Origin of the sequence: Pseudomonas sp. Irchel s3h14 (genome assembly GCF_900187425.1) — a bacterium.
GTDB lineage: Bacteria > Pseudomonadota > Gammaproteobacteria > Pseudomonadales > Pseudomonadaceae > Aquipseudomonas.
The window spans coordinates 1-20,257 of sequence record NZ_FYDJ01000031.1 but is presented as its reverse complement, the minus strand read 5'-3'; the positions used below and the strand labels follow the sequence as shown (position 1 = coordinate 20,257).

The 20,257-nt window shown below is 58.2% G+C and carries 19 protein-coding genes and 4 tRNA genes; 12 read left to right on the top strand and 11 right to left on the bottom strand.

Annotated elements, in window-relative coordinates:
• Positions 1-69 precede the first annotated feature (69 nt).
• The 4 genes from CKW16_RS29780 (at position 70) to CKW16_RS29765 (ending at position 613) form a co-directional block, all read left to right on the top strand.
• Positions 70-145 (top strand) — tRNA-Val (locus CKW16_RS29780).
• A gap of 19 nt (positions 146-164) precedes the next feature.
• Positions 165-241: transfer RNA gene (locus tag CKW16_RS29775), tRNA-Asp, on the top strand.
• A 200-nt stretch (positions 242-441) separates the two neighbouring features.
• Positions 442-517, top strand: a tRNA-Val gene (locus CKW16_RS29770).
• A 19-nt stretch (positions 518-536) separates the two neighbouring features.
• Positions 537-613: transfer RNA gene (locus CKW16_RS29765), tRNA-Asp, on the top strand.
• A gap of 141 nt (positions 614-754) precedes the next feature.
• Here CKW16_RS29765 and CKW16_RS29760 read toward each other — a convergent pair.
• Both CKW16_RS29760 and CKW16_RS29755 read right to left on the bottom strand, forming a co-directional pair.
• The gene (locus CKW16_RS29760) at positions 755-1,888 is read right to left on the bottom strand and encodes a catalase family protein (protein ID WP_095133023.1); all 1,134 of its coding nucleotides are present in this window, start codon (positions 1,886-1,888) and stop codon (positions 755-757) included.
• On the bottom strand, positions 1,885-3,693 hold the full coding sequence (locus CKW16_RS29755) for a di-heme-cytochrome C peroxidase (protein ID WP_095133068.1): 1,809 nt from the start codon (positions 3,691-3,693) through the stop codon (positions 1,885-1,887). Before CKW16_RS29755 ends, CKW16_RS29760 begins: the two co-directional genes overlap by 4 nt.
• A 268-nt stretch (positions 3,694-3,961) precedes the next feature.
• Here CKW16_RS29755 and CKW16_RS29750 point away from each other — a divergent pair, with 268 nt between their 5' ends.
• The 5 genes from CKW16_RS29750 (at position 3,962) to CKW16_RS29730 (ending at position 6,670) form a co-directional block, all read left to right on the top strand.
• Complete coding sequence (locus tag CKW16_RS29750; RefSeq protein ID WP_095133021.1) at positions 3,962-4,678, top strand: FKBP-type peptidyl-prolyl cis-trans isomerase; 717 nt, start codon at positions 3,962-3,964, stop codon at positions 4,676-4,678.
• A 293-nt stretch (positions 4,679-4,971) separates the two neighbouring features.
• Positions 4,972-5,427, top strand: coding sequence for a YkvA family protein (locus tag CKW16_RS29745; RefSeq protein WP_095133019.1), 456 nt, complete (start codon positions 4,972-4,974; stop codon positions 5,425-5,427).
• Between the two features lie 113 nt (positions 5,428-5,540).
• Positions 5,541-5,882 (top strand): helix-turn-helix domain-containing protein, encoded by a 342-nt coding sequence (locus CKW16_RS29740; protein WP_095133066.1) that lies wholly within the window; start codon positions 5,541-5,543, stop codon positions 5,880-5,882.
• Entirely contained in the window at positions 5,879-6,250 is a 372-nt protein-coding gene (locus CKW16_RS29735) for a hypothetical protein (RefSeq protein WP_046049139.1), read from the top strand. Before CKW16_RS29740 ends, CKW16_RS29735 begins: the two co-directional genes overlap by 4 nt.
• Entirely contained in the window at positions 6,251-6,670 is a 420-nt protein-coding gene (locus CKW16_RS29730; RefSeq protein ID WP_095133017.1) for a sel1 repeat family protein, read from the top strand.
• A 114-nt stretch (positions 6,671-6,784) separates the two neighbouring features.
• Here CKW16_RS29730 and CKW16_RS29725 read toward each other — a convergent pair whose 3' ends face one another.
• Both CKW16_RS29725 and CKW16_RS29720 read right to left on the bottom strand, forming a co-directional pair.
• Complete coding sequence (locus CKW16_RS29725; RefSeq protein ID WP_095133016.1) at positions 6,785-8,569, bottom strand: bifunctional diguanylate cyclase/phosphodiesterase; 1,785 nt, start codon at positions 8,567-8,569, stop codon at positions 6,785-6,787.
• Between the two features lie 148 nt (positions 8,570-8,717).
• On the bottom strand, positions 8,718-10,799 hold the full coding sequence (locus CKW16_RS29720; RefSeq protein WP_176471618.1) for a carboxy terminal-processing peptidase: 2,082 nt from the start codon (positions 10,797-10,799) through the stop codon (positions 8,718-8,720).
• 182 nt (positions 10,800-10,981) lie between these two features.
• Here CKW16_RS29720 and CKW16_RS29715 point away from each other — a divergent pair, with 182 nt between their 5' ends.
• Positions 10,982-11,944 (top strand): zinc-binding dehydrogenase, encoded by a 963-nt coding sequence (locus CKW16_RS29715; protein WP_095133014.1) that lies wholly within the window; start codon positions 10,982-10,984, stop codon positions 11,942-11,944.
• 106 nt (positions 11,945-12,050) lie between these two features.
• On the opposite strand, the gene CKW16_RS29710 is transcribed toward CKW16_RS29715, so the two are convergent.
• From CKW16_RS29710 to CKW16_RS29685, 6 genes are all read right to left on the bottom strand, one after another.
• A complete protein-coding gene (locus CKW16_RS29710; protein ID WP_095133013.1) occupies positions 12,051-12,704 on the bottom strand; it encodes an HAD family phosphatase in 654 nt (217 codons plus the stop codon).
• Positions 12,705-12,738: 34 nt separating this feature from the next.
• Entirely contained in the window at positions 12,739-13,728 is a 990-nt protein-coding gene (locus CKW16_RS29705) for an ABC transporter ATP-binding protein (RefSeq protein WP_095133012.1), read from the bottom strand.
• Complete coding sequence (locus CKW16_RS29700; protein WP_095133011.1) at positions 13,725-14,525, bottom strand: ABC transporter permease; 801 nt, start codon at positions 14,523-14,525, stop codon at positions 13,725-13,727. Before CKW16_RS29700 ends, CKW16_RS29705 begins: the two co-directional genes overlap by 4 nt.
• Positions 14,512-15,348, bottom strand: a complete 837-nt coding sequence (locus CKW16_RS29695; protein WP_176471619.1) for an ABC transporter permease subunit — start codon at positions 15,346-15,348, stop codon at positions 14,512-14,514. Before CKW16_RS29695 ends, CKW16_RS29700 begins: the two co-directional genes overlap by 14 nt.
• 5 nt (positions 15,349-15,353) lie before the next feature.
• On the bottom strand, positions 15,354-16,160 hold the full coding sequence (locus tag CKW16_RS29690) for an alkaline phosphatase family protein (RefSeq protein WP_095133008.1): 807 nt from the start codon (positions 16,158-16,160) through the stop codon (positions 15,354-15,356).
• A gap of 134 nt (positions 16,161-16,294) precedes the next feature.
• On the bottom strand, positions 16,295-17,365 hold the full coding sequence (locus tag CKW16_RS29685) for an ABC transporter substrate-binding protein (protein WP_095133006.1): 1,071 nt from the start codon (positions 17,363-17,365) through the stop codon (positions 16,295-16,297).
• Between the two features lie 349 nt (positions 17,366-17,714).
• Here CKW16_RS29685 and CKW16_RS29680 point away from each other — a divergent pair, with 349 nt between their 5' ends.
• Entirely contained in the window at positions 17,715-18,428 is a 714-nt protein-coding gene (locus CKW16_RS29680) for a UTRA domain-containing protein (protein ID WP_008145862.1), read from the top strand.
• Positions 18,429-18,459: 31 nt separating this feature from the next.
• Here CKW16_RS29680 and CKW16_RS29675 read toward each other — a convergent pair whose 3' ends face one another.
• On the bottom strand, positions 18,460-19,227 hold the full coding sequence (locus CKW16_RS29675; RefSeq protein WP_095133004.1) for a class III extradiol ring-cleavage dioxygenase: 768 nt from the start codon (positions 19,225-19,227) through the stop codon (positions 18,460-18,462).
• A gap of 103 nt (positions 19,228-19,330) precedes the next feature.
• Between CKW16_RS29675 and CKW16_RS29670 the strand changes: the two genes are divergently transcribed.
• A complete protein-coding gene (locus tag CKW16_RS29670) occupies positions 19,331-19,987 on the top strand; it encodes a thiopurine S-methyltransferase (protein WP_008145864.1) in 657 nt (218 codons plus the stop codon).
• Positions 19,988-20,257: the final 270 nt, after the last annotated feature.

Genomic DNA, 20,257 nt, shown 5'->3' with positions numbered 1-20,257 from the left:
AAATTAATTTAAAAAGTGCTTGCCAGAGATGTGGTCGCTCCGTAGAATGCGCGCCACACCGAAAGTGAAGGGTGATTAGCTCAGCTGGGAGAGCGTCTGCCTTACAAGCAGAATGTCGGCGGTTCGATCCCGTCATCACCCACCATTCGCTTCCAGTGTTACGCGCAGCGGTAGTTCAGTCGGTTAGAATACCGGCCTGTCACGCCGGGGGTCGCGGGTTCGAGTCCCGTCCGCTGCGCCATATTCGGTTATCTGGAACGCTGAACGCCAGGTCACCACGGAAAAGCCCGCTTAACGCGGGTTTTTTTCTGTCCAACGTTTGTAAGTTGTTCCTGCAGGTCGCGTCGTTTTATCGGTTTTCAGATTTTTTTGAAAAATTAATCAATTAAATCAACACTTTATGAAAATCTGTGGCACAATGCGCCCCGCAACGAAGGTAAAGGGTGATTAGCTCAGCTGGGAGAGCGTCTGCCTTACAAGCAGAATGTCGGCGGTTCGATCCCGTCATCACCCACCACTTACTTTCAACGCTACGCGCAGCGGTAGTTCAGTCGGTTAGAATACCGGCCTGTCACGCCGGGGGTCGCGGGTTCGAGTCCCGTCCGCTGCGCCATATTCGGTTACCTGGAACGCTGAACGCCAGGTCACCACAGAAAGCCCGCTTAGTGCGGGCTTTTTGCTGTCTGGGGTTTGGCTTCTGCTGAGGCTTCACCGAGAAAGCGACCTTCGGGTCGCTTTTTTTCGTTCTGCCTTCTTATTGTTCGGCGTTGCGGCTGTGTCGGTAGTCGCTCACGGCTTCATACACGGCTTTGCGCAACCGATTGATGCCGCCAATGGGGCGATGAGCCTCAAGGCCAAACCACGGGTTGAACGACTGGTTATCGCATTGCACGTTCAGTGCAGGCGTATCGAAGTCCTGAGCGGGTACGTTGATCCGCGCGACGGTCTCGAACAGAGCATCGCTTTCCTGCCACTCAATGCTCGTGTCTTCGATCTGCATGTACTTGGCCGGGTCCTGGCGCTGTATCTGCAGGACGAAGCAGGCCGGTATCCGGTCGGTCGACAGTTGCTGGTTCAGCGCATTGCGCAGGAAGTTCGGCAACTTCTGGTTTTGCGCAGGCAGGGTGTAAGTCGGGCAGCTTGCCGGATCGGGCATGACGCGGAACTTGGCATTGGCTTCGCCGAATTTGTAGGGCGAAACCGAAAAGTAAGTCGTCTGGGTCGGGCTTTCCGGAGCGGGAGAAAGTGTCGCCAGCGCGATAAACAGATGGCGAACCTGCCAGGTCCGTGGGTCCCAACCCGGGAAGAACGCCATCACCTTCTTGCCGTCAGCCTGTGCGGACACATTCTGACGATACTCGGCGACATCGCTGACGAAGAAATTCGGATGGTTGAACATCACGAAGTCCTGTTCGCCACGACTCTGCTGAGAGTTCAGCAGTTGTTTGCCGGGTACATCGAACAATTTGATCGCCATGCCCCGTGCATCGCGGATGCTGTCGAACTGCGGGTAGGCGTTGCCGTTGGACAGCCGCATCGTCGCTTGCCAGGTTTTGCCGGGTTCGCTGAACACACCCTGACGCAGTTCGCCCGCCAGATCCGGCAGCACCTGAACCTCGGCCTTCACGCAGCCATGGGCCTTGGCATGGGCGTCGCGCAGGTAGCGGGTGCTTTCACGGTGCTGATCGACGATGCGCACGGCCGTCTGGATGATGTCTTGGGTCATCGCTGATTCGCCATCAGGAATCAGTTCTTCTGCCGAAACCGGGCCGCTGTGCTGCCAGGCGAACCACGCCGTGGCCAGCGCCCAGCCGAGCAATCCAAGACCCAACGACCACAGCAGGGTTTTGCCGAGAAAGGCGCCAAAACGCGTCCAGAGTCTACTCATGGCAATTGCGCCTCCAGCGGGCCGCCCAACACTTTCAGATACTCCAGCAGCGCCCAGCGCTCTTCCGGTTGCAGCAGGCGACCGATGACGCCGTCACCACGCTTGCCAGCGCGGAACTCGTGGCCGCTGTTGTGATTGCCGGTGATGCGTGTGTCGAACATGAAGCCATTGGTGAAGGCCTCGGTGCGATAACCCAGGTGCCTGGGGTCGTACTCGAAAGTGCCTTTGTAGAAGGTGGTTGTGCGTTCATCCTGGGGCGAGAGCAACTGATAAATGCTCGGCACTGAACCGTTATGCAAAAACGGTGCGGTGGCCCAGATTCCCGCCAACGGTCGAGCCTTGTAGGCGCGCAATTCGCGCACGCCAATCGGCAGGCCGAAGCCATCCATGTCCGGTCGTTCGGCCGCAGGAATGTTTGCTTCACGGTAGGCCCGGTTTCCGACGAAAGCGGTGATGTAGGCCAACCCTTTAGCTGATGAGAGTTTGCTCAAATCCAGCGATTCAGTGGGCGTCGGCTGCAATTGCACATCCAGTTGCGCCAGCTCTGCCGGGTCCCATTGCAAGGCTGTGAGATCGAAGCGATGGTCGGCGATGTTATTGGCCGCGCCCGGGTCTGTGCCGATGAACTCCACGGGCAGCATTTTCAAATGTTGCACCCAGCGCCCGTCGCTCTGGACCGATCGAGGTACATGGCAGCCGGCGCAGTTCTCGGTGAATAATTCGCGACCTTTTGCTGCCTGGGTCTTGTCGATGGCGCCCAGCAGTTCCTCCGGCCAGGCTGGCGGTTTGAGCCGTTGCAGGGTTTGTTCGATCAGGTGCAGATCGCGCAAGCGGACACTGGACGGATAACGGGCGTCTCCTTTAAGCGGTTGGCCGTTAGCGTCGAAGAAATTCAGCGTCGCACCTACACCCAAGGCCTCACCGATGTTGCGGGCCATCGGTTGTTGCGCCGAACCGTTCCACTGCACCCAGTCGAAGGTCCACATGTCCCACAGTTGCGGATAGTCGACCGGAGCGTTGGCTACACGGTAGTTGGCGGGGGAAATCGCATCGCCGAAACTGGCGTTGGCAATGCGCCCGAAAGCGTCGGTGCGGCCGGGGCCTTCTTCGGTGGGATAGAGCCCGCGATGGGTGTCGTTCCAGGCCACCTTCAAGAAGGTGTCGAGAGAGACTTTGACGTCTTTGCGCAGTTGTTGATGCCGGGCATCGTAGTCCTGGCCCAATACGTTGCGTGCGAAACGTTCGAATTTCCACGGGTTGTAGTAAGTCGACGTCAGACTTGCTACCAGCGCTTGTCCGAAACTGCCGCCGCGCAATGTAGGAACGCTGGATGGCAGAACGTGCTGCGCCGAACCACCATCGATGCGCACGGCCTGGCCGTTAAAGCGCAGTTCGCCGGTGTGGCAGGCGGCGCAGGTAATGTCCAGAAACTCGTCCTGGCTTCCAGGGTTCTGATGACGGGCAAAGCCCACTGGCAGATTACCGGGGTTGTTCGGCGTGGGTCTCTGGCTGGGGTCGATCAGAAAACCGAAGCGGGCGAGGTATTCGGGAGCGGCGAATCGCTGTTGCGAGAACGGTAATTCGAGGGCCTTGAACCAGTCATAGCGCAAGCCTTTGACCTGAGTGCCCTGGGGCGTGAAGTAGTAAATCTCGCGGTCGCTGGCGCTCCATTGCTCCAGGTAATGCACCTGCTGCACAGGTGACCAGGCCGGCAGTTTAGGGTTGGCAACGTAATACAGAACCACGGCGAGGCCCAGCCCCAGCAGGACTGCGAACAGAACCAGCAAGCGAAAGAAGAGGCGCAAGATAAACATCCTTGTCGATTTGAAGCTCCCTTATGCCTCAGCACCTGAGGTGCGGCAAGTGGCCATTGCGCCAGATGCTGGGGTTCTGCTATCGGTCTCTGTGGGCGCAAGATGACAGAAGCTTCATCCTCCCATTCCCGAAATGCGTTAAAACACCTGAACTTATCAGAAGTTTCCTGCTCTCATGCCGGTAGCCATTGGTCGTGGCCGCCTGATAAGCTCGCGGCTTTACTCGATTGCCCTTTAGGCGCATGAACAAGGAAATAGCATGAAACAGCATCGGTTGGCGGCGGCGGTGGCCCTGGTTAGCCTGGTACTTGCGGGTTGTGATTCGCAGACCAGCGTAGAGCTGAAAACCCCGGCGCAAAAAGCTTCCTACGGGATTGGCCTGAACATGGGCAAGAGCCTGGCTCAGGAAGGCATGGATGATCTGGACTCCAAAGCCGTAGCCCAAGGCATCGAAGATGCCGTCGGCAAGAAAGAACAGAAGCTGAAGGATGACGAACTGGTCGAAGCCTTCGCAGCACTGCAAAAGCGTGCTGAAGAGCGTATGGCCAAAATGAGCGAAGAGTCGGCAGCTGCCGGCAAGAAATTCCTCGAAGACAACGCCAAGAAAGCCGGTGTCACCACCACTGCTTCGGGCCTGCAATACGAAGTGGTCAAGAAAGCGGATGGCGCACAGCCTAAGCCGACCGACGTAGTGACTGTTCACTACACCGGCAAGCTGACCGACGGCACTACCTTCGACAGCTCCGTCGACCGTGGCAGCCCGATCGATCTGCCGGTCAGCGGCGTGATTCCGGGTTGGGTCGAAGGCCTGCAACTGATGCACGTTGGCGAGAAGTACAAACTGTACATCCCTAGCGAGCTGGCCTACGGCGCCCAAAGCCCAAGCCCGGCGATTCCAGCCAACTCGGTGCTGGTATTCGACCTGGAACTGCTGGCGATCAAGGATCCAGCAAAACAAGACGCCGTTACCAAGTAATCAGCGTCTGCTCTAAAAACCACGCCTCGCTTATGCGGGGCGTTGTTGCATCTGGCGTTCCGCAAAGGTAAACAAAGCGAACGGATGCTGTAGGCTGGAGTCATAGCCATTGAGGACGCCCGCGCTAGCCGCGCCTGAGCGCCAAGTCAATGAAATCTTGGGTTTTTTTATGTGAGTAAAAAACGCCCGATCTGAGTTGGGCCCTTATGAAACGGGGCTTTCAGCCGTGAAATGCAGCTCTGTTCACAAGGTTATCCACAATTTGTGTGGATAACATTTCAGTGGGAGGAATGATGAAAACGCCTTGGAATTTCGCTCGTTTCCTGCCTCTGGCCGGACGCCTGCTCGCGCGTGGACGTTTGCCGACCTTGCTCTTTGCGGTGGCCAGTAAAGGTGCCAGCCAGGGTAACCGGCTGGGCAAACTCAAGGATGATCTGCGCCTGTTGCAGGCACTCTGCCTGGCTTACTGGCGCGGTGAGTATCGGGCCATCAGCCCCAAAGCCCTGATATCGGTGGTGGCAGGCCTGATGTACTTTCTCAGTCCGCTGGATGCCATTCCGGACTTCATTCCAGTGTTCGGCATGCTCGATGACATCGCGGTGCTGGCCTGGCTGATGAAAGTTCTCGACGATGAACTCAACGCCTTCCGCGCCTGGCGCAAGCGTCAGTTGCCGGAAAAGCTTGCGGTGGTCGAGCGGCTGCCCGATTCCCCTGAACAACTTCAACTTCAGGGGCCGAAAAAAAACTGAACTGATTCAGTCTCATCCATAGATTGATACCCCCGCGACCTTGGCCGCTGTTAGGATTACACTTCTAGGGAAAAGTGCCGACTCGCTAAGTGTTGTTGTCCTACGGGGTAGTCATGGATATTCAGATAATTACACGCGAAGGAGAGCCCGAGTATGCGGTTCTCCCATGGGCTCAATATCAGGCTCTACTAAAAGCAGCAGGCATCAATGAACAACCGCCGCGGGTCGCCCCAGAGCGTCAAGCGGCAACACCAGGCCAGATTCTTCCGGGTCTGGATCAACTACGCAGTTTGCGCGAAGGGAAGGGCATCGCCATCGAGGCGCTGGCCCGCACGGTAGGCATCAGCCCGTCTTATCTGGCCTTGATCGAAAGTGGCGAGCGTCTGCCCGACGCTGCGATTCGCCGCAGCCTGGCCTGGGAATTGACGGTGCCAGGGTGGAGGGATGAATCGTGAGCGTACGCATCAGTCGTCAACATTGGGACGGTTTGCTGGGGGAACTGGATCAGGCGCGCCGTCAGCGACATCTTTTGACCTATCGGGCGCTGCTGGAGCGTTTGCAATTGCCGACGCCGGCCATGCTAACCCTCACGGCGGCCCTGGAGCATCTGGCCGCGCTGGACGCCAAGGCCGAGCAGCCACTGCGCAGTTCGCTGGTGATCAGCCAGGGCGCCAGTCGCCTGCCGCGTACCGGGTTCTTTGAGTGTGTCGAGCGTCTGGGGCGTTTCTCCGGGCCGTCCGATGGGGTGGCCGCAGCGTCCTGGCATGCCTCGGAAGTGGTGCGGGTGTTCGAATATGAGTACCCGGAATCTGCGGAGGCCTGAGTGTTTTTAAAACTCAAGGCGCGGGCCAACTACTGGCTGGCTCGCCGCTTGTTTCACTGGTCATGGTTTATGCGTCAGCCGCGTGGCTGGAGCTGGCTCGAAGGCCAGTTCGCACGCATGGCGAACCTGGGAGATGTCGGCGCCCAGAGCTTCTATGGCCACATCCTGACCTTTCGCGGCGTCGGCCTTGGGGCTCGCGAAGAGGGAGTGCGATTGCTGCGCCTGGCGGCGTTGGCGGGGGATGGCAAGGCGGCGTATCAAGTTGGCGTGATCAGTCTCGCCGGAACGCCAAGCAAGGCGCCGGATGCGGTTGAAGCAGCGCGGTTTTGGGAGATTGCTGCGAAGGCTGGGCATCCGCTGGCCGAGCTTAAACTGAAAGAGTTGGCGGCTCGCGGTTCCGAGGCACCGCCCTCAATCTGAGTTGGCAGGACTGGCGTCTTCGCGAGCAAGCCCGCTCCCACATTTGACCGAGTTCCTCCAGAAGAAATGGGATTGAATGTGGGAGCGGGCTTGCTCGCGAAGGCGTCAGATCAATCACCGCTGTCCTACGAGCAAATCCTCACCCGGCACCGCCAGACTATCAATCACATGCACGCTATACCCCGGCATATTCTTCGCGTGATGCTTGGCCTGCGATGCCATCTCCGCCAGTTGGCTTGCATCGAGTTGTCCACAGGCCTGTGGATGTAAATGCACCACGCCGATCGACAGTGACAGCAACGCAAACTCCTGACGCACGCCCTGACGGTTTGGAGCAATGAAGCAGCCGGCTTCCAGATGTTCGCTGCGATAAAAGCGTCTGCACTGGCTCTGGAAGTCGTCCAGCAGCTGGTTCAAGCGTTTGCGCCAGTCTTCCGGGCCGAGTACCAGCAGGAAGTCATCGCCGCCGATATGGCCGACAAAGTCGCGGGAAGGGTCTACGCGATCATTCAGGCATTGCGCCAGGCATAGCAGGACTTCGTCCCCACGGCCGTAGCCGTAGATGTCGTTGAAGGGTTTGAAACTGTCGATGTCCACGTAGCAGATCACCGATTCCCGTTGCTGTTGCAGCAGTCGCGTCAGGCATTGCTGGATCGGCACGTTGCCCGGCAGCAGGGTCAGCGGGTTGGCGTAGCGGGCTTGCTGGATCTTCAGTTCAGTAATCAGTTTGAGTACGTCGATCACTCGGCCCAATCCCAGGTAACCGCCGTTGAGAGTGATGATGAAGTCTTCTTCGATGCGCTGTCGCGCGCGGCTGGTGATCAGGCGACTCACTTGTTGCAGCGACTGGCTCATCTCAACGGCGAGGAAGTCATCACTCATTAAACGGCTGATCGGCTTGCGGGCGAACAGGTCGGTGGCAAAAGGCTTGAGCAGTGCATCGGAGAGCGAATGCCGGTGGACGATGCCACAGGGCTGGCCTTGCTCGTCGAGTACCGCCAGGGAGTTCAGGTTGGCCTGGCGGCGAAAGGCTTCCAGCACCGTGGCGGTCGGGGTATCGCGACCCACTGCCGGTTGGTCGTTGAGCAAAGCGCTAAGGTCGCTGACTTCATCATTTAACGCCACCGCTGTGCTCTCCCGTTTGGGCATCAGGGATCGGGCATCACGAGGTGGATGTTCCTGGGGGCGGCAGAGCAGATAACCCTGAACCAGATCGACGCCCATCTCGGTCAACACCGCGAGTTCTTCCGGCAGCTCGATACCTTCCGCGATCACTTGTGCCCGTGAGGCCTTGGCAATTTGCAGGATCGAGCCGACGAATTCGCGCTTGAGGGCGTCCTGGTGAATGCCGTCGATGAAGTGTCGATCAATCTTCACGTAGTCCGGACGCAATTCAGACCACAGCCGCAAACTAGAATAGCCTGCGCCCAGATCATCAAGAGCAATGGAAAACCCCATCGCTCGATAGTGATGCAGAGCGGTTTGCAGCAGCTCGAAATCGTCGGTCGGGGTTTGTTCGGTCAGTTCGATCACCACCTGACTCGGCGGTATGCCGAAATCCTGCAGCAGTTGCAGGGTGCGCCCGGGTTGGTGGGCGGCTTCGAGCAGGGATTCAGGGGAAACGTTGAGGAACAGTTTGCCGGGCAGTTGCTGATCATTGAAACGTCGGCAGGCGCTTTGACGGCAAGCGATTTCCAGCTCGCTCAGGCGACCGGCCTGGCGGGCCACGGCGAACAGTGCGAGGGGGGCATGCAGCGGGCTATTGGAGGGGCCGCGGGTGAGGGCTTCGTAGCCGACAATACGTCGCTCAGAGAGGGAAATGATCGGCTGGAACAGGCTGTGCAAACCGCTTTGAGCCAGTATGGAACTCAAGGCACTCAGCTGTTCTGTGGTGGTCATGGCTTTCTCTGGCGATAAAAAAAGGACTGGGAGCATTCTCTTGGATTAAGAGGGCTCCCAGTCCTTTATTTCACGACAGAATGATGACTGTTTGATGACGCTCCGGGGAGCGACAGCATTAAATCGCCATCATCTTGCTTGTAACAACTTAGTGCTTGGCTACCGCGGTATTGAGTTTCAGGTAGTCCAACAGAATCCGCCCGGTCTCGCTCAGGTAAGCATCGTCTTCTGGTTTGGTCTTGTCTGGCTCGGCCGCGATCGCGTCTTCGTCTTCTTTCTTCAGTTCTTTGAGCGGCTCTTCACCCTTGGCCTTGCGACGGATGTTTTCCATGACAAGTTGCTTGGCTTCAATATCGGCGTGTTGGGCACGACGATCGGCTTCATTGAGGCTGACGGTTTTTTCCGACATCAGTTTCTGCGCCAGGGCCAGTTTGTCGCGGATGAACACGAACTCCGCGTCTTTGGCCGAGCGTACGTCATGCTCGGATTTAAGCTGCGAGATGTACGGCTTGAACGGGTCGACCGCAGGCTTGATGGCCGCGCGGATGGTGTCCCACGGCATGGCTTCAGGCAGTGCGCTTTCGCCGATTTCCTTGGTGTCGATGATCGACGGGTAATCGATGTCCGGCAGTACGCCCTGATGCTGGGTGCTCTGGCCGGAAACCCGGTAGAACTTGGCCAGGGTCAGTTTCAGTTCGCCATGGTTCAGCGGCTGAATGGTCTGCACGGTGCCTTTACCGAAGGTCTGGCCGCCGATGATCAACGCGCGGTGATAGTCCTGCATGGCGCCGGCAAAAATCTCCGAAGCCGAGGCAGACAAGCGGTTGACCAGCAACGCCATCGGCCCTTTGTAGAAGGCGCCCGGGTTTTCATCTTCCAGCACATCGACCCGGCCATCGGCATTACGCACGAGAACGGTCGGACCTTTGTCGATGAACAGACTGGTCAGCTCGGTAGCTTCCTGCAGGGAACCGCCGCCGTTGTTGCGCAGGTCGATGACCACGCCGTCGACCTTGTCTTTCTGCAACTCGGTCAGCAGTTTCTTGACGTCGCGAGTGGTGCTCTTGTAGTCCGGATCGCCAGCACGGAAAGCCTTGAAGTCCAGGTAGAAGGCCGGGATCTCGATGACGCCGAGCTTGTAGTCCTTGCCGTCCTGTTTCAGGTTGAGGACCGACTTCTTCACCGCCTGGTCTTCAAGCTTCACCGCTTCGCGGGTGATCGGGACGATCTTGCTGGTCTGGTCGTTCGGCGCATTGCTGGCCGGGATCACTTCCAGGCGCACCACGGTGCCTTTCGGCCCGCGGATCAACTTGACCACTTCGTCCAGGCGCCAGCCGACCACGTCGACCATTTCTTTGTTGCCCTGGGCAACGCCGATGATCTTGTCGGCCGGTGCGACTTGTTTGGTCTTGTCGGCCGGGCCGGCAGGCACCAGACGCACGACTTTCACCTGGTCGTTGTCGCTCTGCAACACGGCGCCAATGCCCTCGAGGGACAGGCTCATGTTGATGTCGAAGTTCTCCGCGTTATCCGGCGACAGATAGTTGGTGTGCGGGTCGTAGGACATGGCGAAGGTATTGATGTACGCCTGGAAGATGTCTTCCGCACGGGTCTGGTCCAGACGCGCCAGTTGATTCTTGTAGCGCTTGGTCAGGGTTTCCTGAATCTGTTTGGAGTCCTTGCCCGCGATCTTCTGCCGCAAGACTTCGTCCTTGACGCGTTTGCGCCACAGGTCGTCGAGCTCTGCAGTGTTCTTGAGCCAAGGGGCGTCCTTGCGATCGATCAGCAAGGTTTCCTTGGCGGTGAAGTCGATCTTGTCGACGCCTTTGTTCAGCTCGGCAAGGGCGAAGTCCAGACGCGCCTTGACGCGGTCCAGGTAGCGCTTGTAGATGGTGAACCCGGCGTTCAGGTCGCCGCTTTTGAGGAAGTCGTCAAACTGGGTTTTCCACTTGTCGAATTCGGCAATGTCGCTGGCCATGAAGTAGCTGCGCGACGGGTCCAGCAGCTTGAGGTAGCTGTCATAGATGATCACGGAGCGCGCGTCATCGAGCGGCGGCTTGCTGTAGTGATGGCGCTTGAGCAACTCGACGACGTTCAGGCTGGCGATCACTTCGTCACGATCAGGCTGAAGCTTGTCCCAGCTATTGGCTGCAAACGAATTGGTCGACATCGGCAACAGACCGATACCAATGAATAGGGCTAGGGCGGTGCTGGGGAAAAAATGCTTCATGCTGATTCGACGCGGGGACAATTGATCACGCATATTAGGCCGTCTTTGAAGTCGCCGGTACCACTAGGCTCTGTACGAAAACTGCCTGCTAACTTTCGTATAGGCCCCAGGGCCGGTCGCATAATGCAAGAAAGCCCGGCGCTACAGCTACGGGCTCAGTCCAGACTCACTATGGAGGCACTGTGAAAGCATTGCAAGGCGTTGAAGGTCGAGTGGAGTGGCTTGAAGAGCCCAGTCCTACATGCGATGTAGGACAAGTTCGGATTCGAGTGGCGGCTGCGGGTCTCAATCGCGCTGATTTGTTACAGAAGGCGGGTCTTTATCCGCCACCGCCGGGAGCCAGTCAGGTACTGGGTCTTGAGTGTTCGGGGGTAATCAGCGAGGTGGGGCCGGGCTCGTCCTGGCAAGTCGGGGATCGGGTTTGCGCCTTGCTGGCCGGGGGCGGGATGGCCGAGGAGGTAGTTGTCGACGGACGGCATGTGTTGCCGGTTCCCGAAGGTTTGTCCCTGGCTGAGGCGGCAGCGTTGCCAGAAGTGTATGCAACCGTTTGGCTAAATTTGTTTCAACTGGCTGCGCTCAAGCCGGGTGAGAAAGTTCTGCTGCACGCCGGAGCAAGTGGAATCGGTTCAGCTGCCATTCAGCTGTGCAAGGCGTTTGGTAACCCGTGCTGGGTCAGCGTCGGTTCCGCCGAGCGTTTGGCTTACTGCGAAGCGCTGGGAGCCCAAGGTGGGGCTGTGCGCAACGGGGATCTGGACAGCTTGAGCGACCTGGGGCCGTTCGATGTGATTCTCGACCCGGTGGGCGGCAACTACGCCGCGCTGAATCTGAAACTGATGGCGCTCGATGGCCGTTGGGTGCTGATCGGCCTGATGGGCGGTCGTGAGGCGCAGCTGGATCTGGCGCAGGTACTGGCCAAGCGCGTGCAATTGCTGGGTTCGACCTTGCGCAGTCGCGACGAGCAGTTCAAGGCGGATCTGTTCAGCGATCTCAGCCAACATGTCTGGCCGTTGTTTGCTGAAGGACGTTTAAGCCCGCAATTGGCCAAGACCTTTCCGATCAAGGACGCCGAAGCGGCGTTTGCGGAGTTGGCGACTAATAAGGTGTCGGGAAAGTTGGTGTTGGTGATCGACGAAAGCCTGGTTTGATCCCTGTGGGAGCGGGCTTGCTCGCGAAGGCGGTGTGTCATTCAACAAATGTGTTGAATGTACGTCCGCTTTCGCGAGCAAGCCCGCTCCCACAATTGATTTTCGGTTACTTCCAGAGGTGGATTGGCCAGCCGGCCTTCTGGGCATGCTCAAGCAGCACCGGATCCGGGTTTACCACGTGTGGGAAATCCACCTTCAGCAGCAACGGCAAATCATTGCGTGAGTCGGAGTAGAAACTGGCGCCCTCGAGGTTTTCCTCTTCCGCATCCAGCCACTCCAGCAAACGCGTGATCTTGCCTTCGCGGTAGGTCAGCGTGCCAACGGTGTTGCCGCTATACACCCCGTGTGCAACTTCCAGCTCGATGCCGAGAATCTCGTCAATGCCCAAACGATCGGCAATCGGCCTGACCAGGTGCGTGCCCGACGCCGAAATCACCAAAATCCGGTCGCCAGCCTTGCGATGGGCCGCAATGGCTTTGGTGGCGTCACTGAAAATGATCGGCTCGATGAAGTCTTCCACCCAGGGGCCGACCAAATGGTCGACCTCTTCGGGTGTGCGCCCGATCATCGGCTCCAGACTGAAGGTCATGTACTCCTCCATCCGTAGTTTGCCGTGGCTGTAGGCGTCCATCAGTTCGTTGTTCTGACGCATGAACGACTCGGGATCGACCCAACCCAGGCGGCCCATTTGCTCGCTCCAGAGGGTGGCGCAGTCGCCGTGGATCAGGGTTTCATCCAGATCAAAAATTGCCAGGGCCATCAGTGCGGTTCTCTCTTCAACATCAGCAAAGTCATCAGGCTACCTCACACAGGGCCGTAGGATCGATGGAAAGCGCCAGACGCTGACCATCGGGATGCAGATCGGCCGCCGAGCGGTTCAGCACATCCACCACCAATTCCACGCCCCGGGCTTCGACCCGGTAGCGAATCACGTTGCCCAACAGGCTGTGGCTGCGGATTTGTGCGTCGAGTTCGCCGTTGAGGCTCAGCTCGATGGCTTCCGGGCGAATCGCGATGCGGTGGGTAATCGGTCGCTGCAGCAGTTTTGTGGCGCTGTCGGCGTCCAGCAGGTTGTAGTTGCCGATGAAACCTGCGGCAAAGAAATCGATGGGTGCGGTGTAAAGGGTCTGGGCGTCGCCGCTTTGTACGATCTTTCCCTGATTCATCAAGAAAATTCGGTCGGACATGGTCAGGGCTTCTTCCTGATCGTGAGTGACGAAGATCGTGGTCAAGCCGAGTTCGCGCTGGATCTGACGGATCTGTTCGCGCAAGTGCTTGCGAATCCGCGCATCCAGGGCCGACAGCGGTTCATCCAGCAACAACAGGCGAGGTCGGGTCACCAACGAGCGGGCGAGGGCGACTCGCTGGCATTGGCCGCCGGACAGTTGATGCGGATAACGCGCGGCGAAATCGTTGAGTTCCACCAGTTTCAGTACTTCGGCAACACGCTTATGGCTGTCGTCTGCGTTGACCTTCTGCATGCGCAAACCAAAGGCAACGTTCTGCTCAACAGTCATGTTCGGAAACAGTGCGTAGCTCTGGAACACCATGCCGATCCCGCGTTTCTGCGGGCTCAATGGCACGAGGTCGGCGCCATCGAGCAGGATCTTGCCGCCATCCACCGAGGTCAGCCCGGCGATGCAACGTAGCAGTGTGGACTTGCCGCAACCGGACGGGCCGAGGAGAGTGACGAACTCGCCCTTATGGATTTCACAGTTGATGTCGCTGAATACAGGGGTGCCTGAATAGTTTTTTTGCAGGTGTTGGACGCTGACATAGCTCATTCGCTTTTGTCCTTGTTCAAGATATTGGCAGCCCAGGTCAGAACCAGCACAAAGAAGAAGTAGGAAATCACCACCGCACTGGTGAAGTGGCCGCTGCTGTTACGCATGTTGTTGAGGTAGACCTGCAGGGTTTCGTAGCGGGTCCCGACGAGGATGTTGGCGAACACGAACTCACCGAACAGGAACGAGAACGACAGCAGCAACGCCACCATCAAACCTTTGCGCAAGTTTGGCAGCACCACCAGGAACGCCGCTTGCCAGGTGCTGGCACCGAGCAGTTGGGCGGAGTCCATCAGGTCGCGCAGGTTGATCGCTTGCAGGTTGTTGGTGATTGCCCGGTACATGAACGGCAGCGCCACGGTGAAGTAGCAACCGATCAGAATCCACGGCGTCCCGACCATCGCGAACGGCCCGGAACCGTAAAGCTGCAACAGACCCACCGACGACACCACCGGCGGCACCGCGAAGGGCAACAGGATCAGGATGTTCATCAGCGCATCGAGTTTCGGGAAGTGGTAATGCACCACAAACAGCAACGGCAGAATCAGCACCACCGACAGAATCAGCGCGCCGACGCAGACCAGCAGCGATTGGCCGAACGAATGGAGAAACCGCGGATCGCTCCACAGCTCCACGTACCATTTAACGGTGAAGCCGCTGGGCATAATGGTCGCCGACCAACTGCTGGAGATCGAGTAGATCAGCGTCCCGAGCAACGGCAGCAACAGTATGCCAAACAGCAAATACACCACCACCCGGTGGTAGATGCCGACGGGGCCCAGTTCAGCGCGAGACATGGTAGCTCCTCTTCAACAGCAGCTGATGCACGATGGTCACCAGGGTCATCAACGCCACCAGCACCACAGCCAGGGCACTGGCGAGGTTCGGATCAAGGGAAATGTCGCCGGAAACCATCGCCGCAATGCGGATTGTCAGCACGTTGAAGTTGCCGGTGGTCAGGGCATACACCGTGGCGTACGCGCCCAGGGCGTTGGCCAGCAGGATCACAAACGTACCGAGCAGCGCCGGGGTCAGCACTGGCAAACCGATGTGCCGCCAGTACTGCCAGCCGTTGGCGCCGAGCAGCGAGGCGGATTCACGCCAGTCTTCGCGCAGGGCATCAAAGGCCGGGTAGAGCAGCAGAACGCCCAGCGGAATCTGGAAGTAGGTATAGAGAATGATCAGCCCGGTTTTCGAATACAGGTTGAAGTCCTGAATGATCCCGGCCTGCTTGAGCATGATGGTGAAGCTGCCGTTGAAGCCCAGCAGAATGATGAACGCGAAGGCCAAAGGCACGCCGGAAAAGTTGCTGGTCATGTTGGCAAAGGCGTTGACGAAGTTGCGCAGCTTCGAGTCGACCCGGCGCAGGGAGTAGGCGCCGAGCACCGCGATGATGATCCCGAACGCGCTGGACCAGAAGCTGATCTCGAGGCTGAACTGGATCGCCTGCAGATAGAACTTCGAATTGAAGATCCTGGTGAAATTGGCAATGCCCCAGCCGAACTCTTCCGATTGCAGGCTGTTGATCATCACCCAGGACAGCGGGGCGATCTGGAACACAATAAAGAACAGTGCAAAAGGCACCAGACACAAGGCTGCCAGCCATTTTCCGCGCGTCATGGTGTTCACTTGAGCAGCTCCCGGCACACAGGTTTGTCGTGGGCCACACCCAATAGTTCGCAGACGGTGCCGCAGATTTCAGTCTGTTTCGGTGCGGCGTTGGCATTGAAGCTGAAGGCATCGCCGAGGACGAACAGCGGCACCTCGCGTTCTTCCGGCAGCAGGCCGTTGTGGGAGCGATCGTTGTTCATGCCATGGTCGGCGGTCACCAGCACCTGATACCCGCCGTCAAGCCAGGTTTGCAGATAGTCGGCCAGAAAAATGTCGGCGAAACGGGCGCTGTTGCGGTATTGCGGGGTGTCGAGGCCGTGCTTGTGCCCGGCGTCGTCGATGTTCATGGGGTGGACCAGTAAAAAGTTCGGCGCATGACGCAGGCGCAGGTTTTCGGCGTCGGCGAACAGGTGCGAGTCCGGGTAGTGATCGCTCCAGTAGAAATGACCGTGCTGGATTGGCAGGTTCGGGGCGTCGGTGTGTCGATCCCGCGCGGCCACAAACGGCGAACGGTTATACAGCTCACTGACCCAGTGATAGGCCGCGGCCGCGGTTACAAGGCCGGCATCGCTGGCGTAGTGATAGATGCTGCGCTGGTTGGACAGGCGCGAGACGTTGTTGTGAACGATGCCACTGTCGATCGGCGTGACGCCGGTCAGGATGCACTCGTAAAGTGGTCGGGACAGGGCAGGCAGTTCGCACTCCAGTTTGTAGAGCGCCGCGCGTCCTGCGCCAACGTAAGCCTGCAGGTGCCCCATGGCGTGACGGGCGACCTCGTAATTGAGGCCGTCGAGCACGACAAGGATGACGTTGTGCTTCATAGGGCTGGAACTCCGCTAAACAGAAATTCGAAACACCTGTAGGAGCAAAGCTTGCTCGCGATGCAGGCAACCCGGTCTGTCTGGTGACCGAGGTGAAGCCATCGCGGGCGAGCCTTGCTCCTACGAGGGTTGCATCATTGCTTCATATTGACGATGACTTCTTCCTGCCACTTCTGAGGAAGGGCTTTGGAGGTCTTTTCCCATGCGTCGGCGTCTTTGATCGGCGTGACCTTTTTGTACTGCTCGTTAGGCAGCAACTGGGCCTGAACCTCAGGCGGCAGGGTCAGATGCTCGGCGCGGATCGGACGGGCGTTGCCGCGCGCCAGATTGATCTGGCCGGCGTCGCTGAAGATGTATTCGCGGGCCAGTTTGGCGGCGTTCGGGTGCTTGGCGTACTTGTTGATGATGGTGGTGTAACCGGAGATCACCGAACCATCGGATGGAATCAGCACGGTGTAGTCATCCGGGTTGGCCATTTTGGCCTTGTAGCTCAGGCCGTTGAAGTCCCAGACCACGCCGACTTCGATTTCACCCTTTTCCATGGTGGCAATTGTCGGGTTGGCCATCGACAGGCGGCCTTGCTTGGCGATCTCGGAAAACAGATCCAGCGCTGGCTGGAGGTTTTTCTCATTGCCGCCGTTGGCGAGCGCGGCAGCCAGAACACCGTTGGCGGCTTGGGCCGCGGTGCTCACATCACCGATGGACACTTTGTATTTGCCGTCCTTGAGGTCAGCCCATTTGGTCGGAGCGTCGGAGCCGTGCAGCAACTTTTTGTTGACGATGAACGCGATGGTGCCGGTGTAGGCGAGCGCCCAGTTGCCGTCCTTATCCTTTGCCCAGCTCGGGATCTGATCCCAGGTGCTTGGCTTGTAAGGTTGTACAACGCCTTGCTTCACCGAGATCGGACCGAACGCGGCACCGACATCACCGATATCGGCAGTGGCGTTGTCTTTTTCAGCGGCGAACTTGGCGATTTCCTGGGCCGAGCTCATGTCGGTGTCGATGTGTTTCAGGCCGTAGTTCTTGGCCAGGTCATCCCAGGTGCCTTTCCAGTTGGCCCAGTTGTCGGGCATGCCGACGCTGTTGACCTCACCTTCCGCTTTGGCCGCGGCTTCCAGGGTTTTCAAATCGGTATCAGCCGCCATCGCGGCGGTGCACATGGCAATGGTCGAGCCTAACAGTGAGGCCAGGAAAAGCTGTTTCATCCGAAGCTCCTTTGGGCGTTTTCAACGCTGCGATTGCGGTTGTGTTGGTCTAGGTCAGCAATACCTGAGCCAATTTAGGCGCCTCTGATGACATTTTGATGTCGACGACTGGTCGGCCTATATTTTTTGAGCTGCAATGCTCAGGCTTCGGAGTAAGCGTAGACCATGGCTAAAAGGCTGATATAAAAGGACTTGGCCGTGAAATTGCAGGCGTCTGGATCAACCGTTCGGCGGCTTTGTCATCTGTCAGTCATGTGCAGTGCCTAGGCTTGTCGGGAGTTGAGGGAACCGATTTGAATCGCGGTTCCGCCCCGAAACAGTGCTGGTCTAGTCCAGATAGGTAACGTTGATGCGCATCGAGACAACCAAAGCGGTGACAGCCATCGGGCAGGTTCTGCAGGAACAGCTCGACCATGGCCTGTTGGCGCCCGGGAGCAAACTGCCGGCCGAGCGCAAGCTCAGTGAGTTGTTCGGGACCACGCGGATCACCGTGCGTGAAGCGTTGTTACAGTTGGAAGCCCAGGGGCAGATTTATCGGGAGGAGCGCCGTGGCTGGTTCGTGTCGCCACCGCGACTGGCCTACAACCTGATGCAGCGCAGTCACTTTCACGCAATGGTCAGTGCACAGGGGCGAGTGCCGTCCACCGAGGTGATTTCAGCGCGGTTGCAACCGGCGTCGGCAGCGGTCTGTGCCTGGTTGCAGTTGCCGGCGTTGTCCAGCGTGATTCAGATTTGCCGGGCACGGCGGATTGATGAGCGGCTGGTGTTGTATGTGGAGCACTATTTGAATCCGCAGTTTTTTCCGGGGATTCTGGATTTCGATTTGAATCAGTCGATTACCGAGCTGTATGCGCGGCATTACGACTTGCACTATGGGCGGGTGCGTTTCGAGATTGTGCCAACGGCGTTGTCGGTGGATGCGGCGGCGGCTTTACGGGTGTCGGTGGGGAGTCCTGGGTTGCGCATAGCTCGGGTCAATTACGATCAACATGAGCGGTTGATCGATTGTGATCTGGAGTTTTGGCGGCACGATGCGATTCATGTCGGGGTCGATGTCGTCTGAACCTGGCCGCCACACACTGTGAGTTTTTACGTTATCCGAAGCGGTATATGTCCATGCCCAAGGCCCCCATGGTGAATCCCTTGTGGGCCACGCTGAAATGTCCTCCGGCGCCGTGGGCAAAATACAAAGGCAACAAATGTTCATCACTTGGATGGTTGCGTACGGCATTCGGTGCTTGCTGACGGTAATCGTGCAACGCGGTTTCGTCGTTGGCAGCGAGTTTTTCGATCATCCAGTCACGAAATGCCTGGGCCCAGGGTTCGACGCTTTCCGGGCCTGCGTGCCAGTCCAGTTCGCGCAGGTTGTGGGTGATGCTCCCGGAACCGATCAGCAGCACGCCGTGTTCGCGCAGACTGGCCAAGGCATGACCGACGCGGGTTTGCAGGGCCGGGCCGCCGCGGGTGGGTAGCGAAACTTGCACCACGGGGATGTCGGCTTGTGGATACATCAATGACAAGGGCACCCAGACACCATGGTCGAACGGCCGTTCGGCGTCGATGCGTGCGGGCAGGCCATCGCTCTTCAGCAGTTCGACAACCTCTGCGGCCAATTGTGGATTGCCGGGCGCCGGGTATTGCACGTCGAATAGCGCCTGCGGAAAGCCGCCGAAGTCATGCCAGGTTTCAGGCTGGGGATTGCCGCTGACCAGTAACTCATTGCTTTCCCAATGCGCAGATACAATTACGATGGCGTTGGGTTTCGGCAATTCTGCAGCCAGGCGAGCGAGGGCGGGCCCGCTGGCGCCCGGTTCCAGTGCCAACATGGGCGAGCCATGGGATATGTACAGGCTGGGGAACATGAATGAGCTCCTGAGGGGTAAGATGGCATCATCTTCAGTCAGATCATTGATCTAAATCTAATATAAGTTTTAGGGTCTTTTGATCGAATTTTCGGGATTAATTATGCAGCCGGAGTTTTGGCACAAGCGGTGGACGTCGAATCAGATCGGCTTCCACCTGCCGGAAGTGAATCCATATCTGCAACGGTACTGGCCGCAGCTGGGCCTGGAAGAGGGGGCGCGCGTACTGGTGCCGCTATGTGGCAAAAGCCTGGATCTGCTGTGGCTGGCGAAATGCGGTCACGAGGTGCTGGGCGTCGAGTTGTCGGAAAAAGCGGTGGAAGACTTTTTCCACGAGCATCAATTTGATCCGGACGTCAGCGACCAAGGCCCCTTCACCGTCTATCGGGCGGGCTCGATCGAGATCTGGTGTGGTGATTTCTTCGCGTTGACGGCCGGCGATGTCGCCGATTGCAGTGCGCTGTACGACCGCGCTGCGTTGATCGCCTTGCCACCGAAGATGCGGGAGCAATACGCCGAGCATCTGAAGCGGATTGTGCCGAAGGATTCGCTGGGGCTGCTGATTACCCTGGATTACGACCAGGCGCAAATGGAGGGACCGCCCTTTGCAGTGCTGGATGACGAAGTGCAGCGGTTGTTCGGTGCTTCGTGGGAGTTGAAGATTCTGGAGGACCAGGACGTTCTGGGCGAAAGCTGGAAGTTCCTGGAAAGCGGTGTTACGCGGCTTGAAGAGCGGGTTTATCGGGTTTCCAGCCGGTAAAAGGTGTTGTTTGTGCTGGCCCCTTCGCGAGCAAGCCCGCTCCCACAGGGGGAATGCATTCCAATGTGGGAGCGGGCTTGCTCGCGAAGAGGCCCTCAAGCACACCACAAAAATCAGCAGACAAAAAAAGGCCCGCATCACTGCGTAATGCTGTTCACTTAAGCATTTGAGTCAAAGCCGGGCTTATCCGAAAATCCGATGCCAGACCTCTGGCATCGGATTTTTTATGTCTGTTCAACAGGACCTGCTCGACCTCGGCGACCTTTTCAA

Coding starts and splice junctions, on each gene's coding strand:
- CKW16_RS29675 (WP_095133004.1), bottom strand. CDS start 19,227: ATGTTCCCCAGCCTGTACATATCCCATGGCTCGCCCATGTTGGCACTG.
- CKW16_RS29720 (WP_176471618.1), bottom strand. CDS start 10,799: ATGAAGCATTTTTTCCCCAGCACCGCCCTAGCCCTATTCATTGGTATC.
- CKW16_RS29695 (WP_176471619.1), bottom strand. CDS start 15,348: ATGACGCGCGGAAAATGGCTGGCAGCCTTGTGTCTGGTGCCTTTTGCA.
- CKW16_RS29700 (WP_095133011.1), bottom strand. CDS start 14,525: ATGTCTCGCGCTGAACTGGGCCCCGTCGGCATCTACCACCGGGTGGTG.
- CKW16_RS29745 (WP_095133019.1), top strand. CDS start 4,972: ATGAAAACGCCTTGGAATTTCGCTCGTTTCCTGCCTCTGGCCGGACGC.
- CKW16_RS29685 (WP_095133006.1), bottom strand. CDS start 17,365: ATGAAACAGCTTTTCCTGGCCTCACTGTTAGGCTCGACCATTGCCATG.
- CKW16_RS29680 (WP_008145862.1), top strand. CDS start 17,715: ATGCGCATCGAGACAACCAAAGCGGTGACAGCCATCGGGCAGGTTCTG.
- CKW16_RS29740 (WP_095133066.1), top strand. CDS start 5,541: ATGGATATTCAGATAATTACACGCGAAGGAGAGCCCGAGTATGCGGTT.
- CKW16_RS29750 (WP_095133021.1), top strand. CDS start 3,962: ATGAAACAGCATCGGTTGGCGGCGGCGGTGGCCCTGGTTAGCCTGGTA.
- CKW16_RS29710 (WP_095133013.1), bottom strand. CDS start 12,704: ATGGCCCTGGCAATTTTTGATCTGGATGAAACCCTGATCCACGGCGAC.
- CKW16_RS29690 (WP_095133008.1), bottom strand. CDS start 16,160: ATGAAGCACAACGTCATCCTTGTCGTGCTCGACGGCCTCAATTACGAG.
- CKW16_RS29760 (WP_095133023.1), bottom strand. CDS start 1,888: ATGAGTAGACTCTGGACGCGTTTTGGCGCCTTTCTCGGCAAAACCCTG.
- CKW16_RS29670 (WP_008145864.1), top strand. CDS start 19,331: ATGCAGCCGGAGTTTTGGCACAAGCGGTGGACGTCGAATCAGATCGGC.
- CKW16_RS29705 (WP_095133012.1), bottom strand. CDS start 13,728: ATGAGCTATGTCAGCGTCCAACACCTGCAAAAAAACTATTCAGGCACC.
- CKW16_RS29725 (WP_095133016.1), bottom strand. CDS start 8,569: ATGACCACCACAGAACAGCTGAGTGCCTTGAGTTCCATACTGGCTCAA.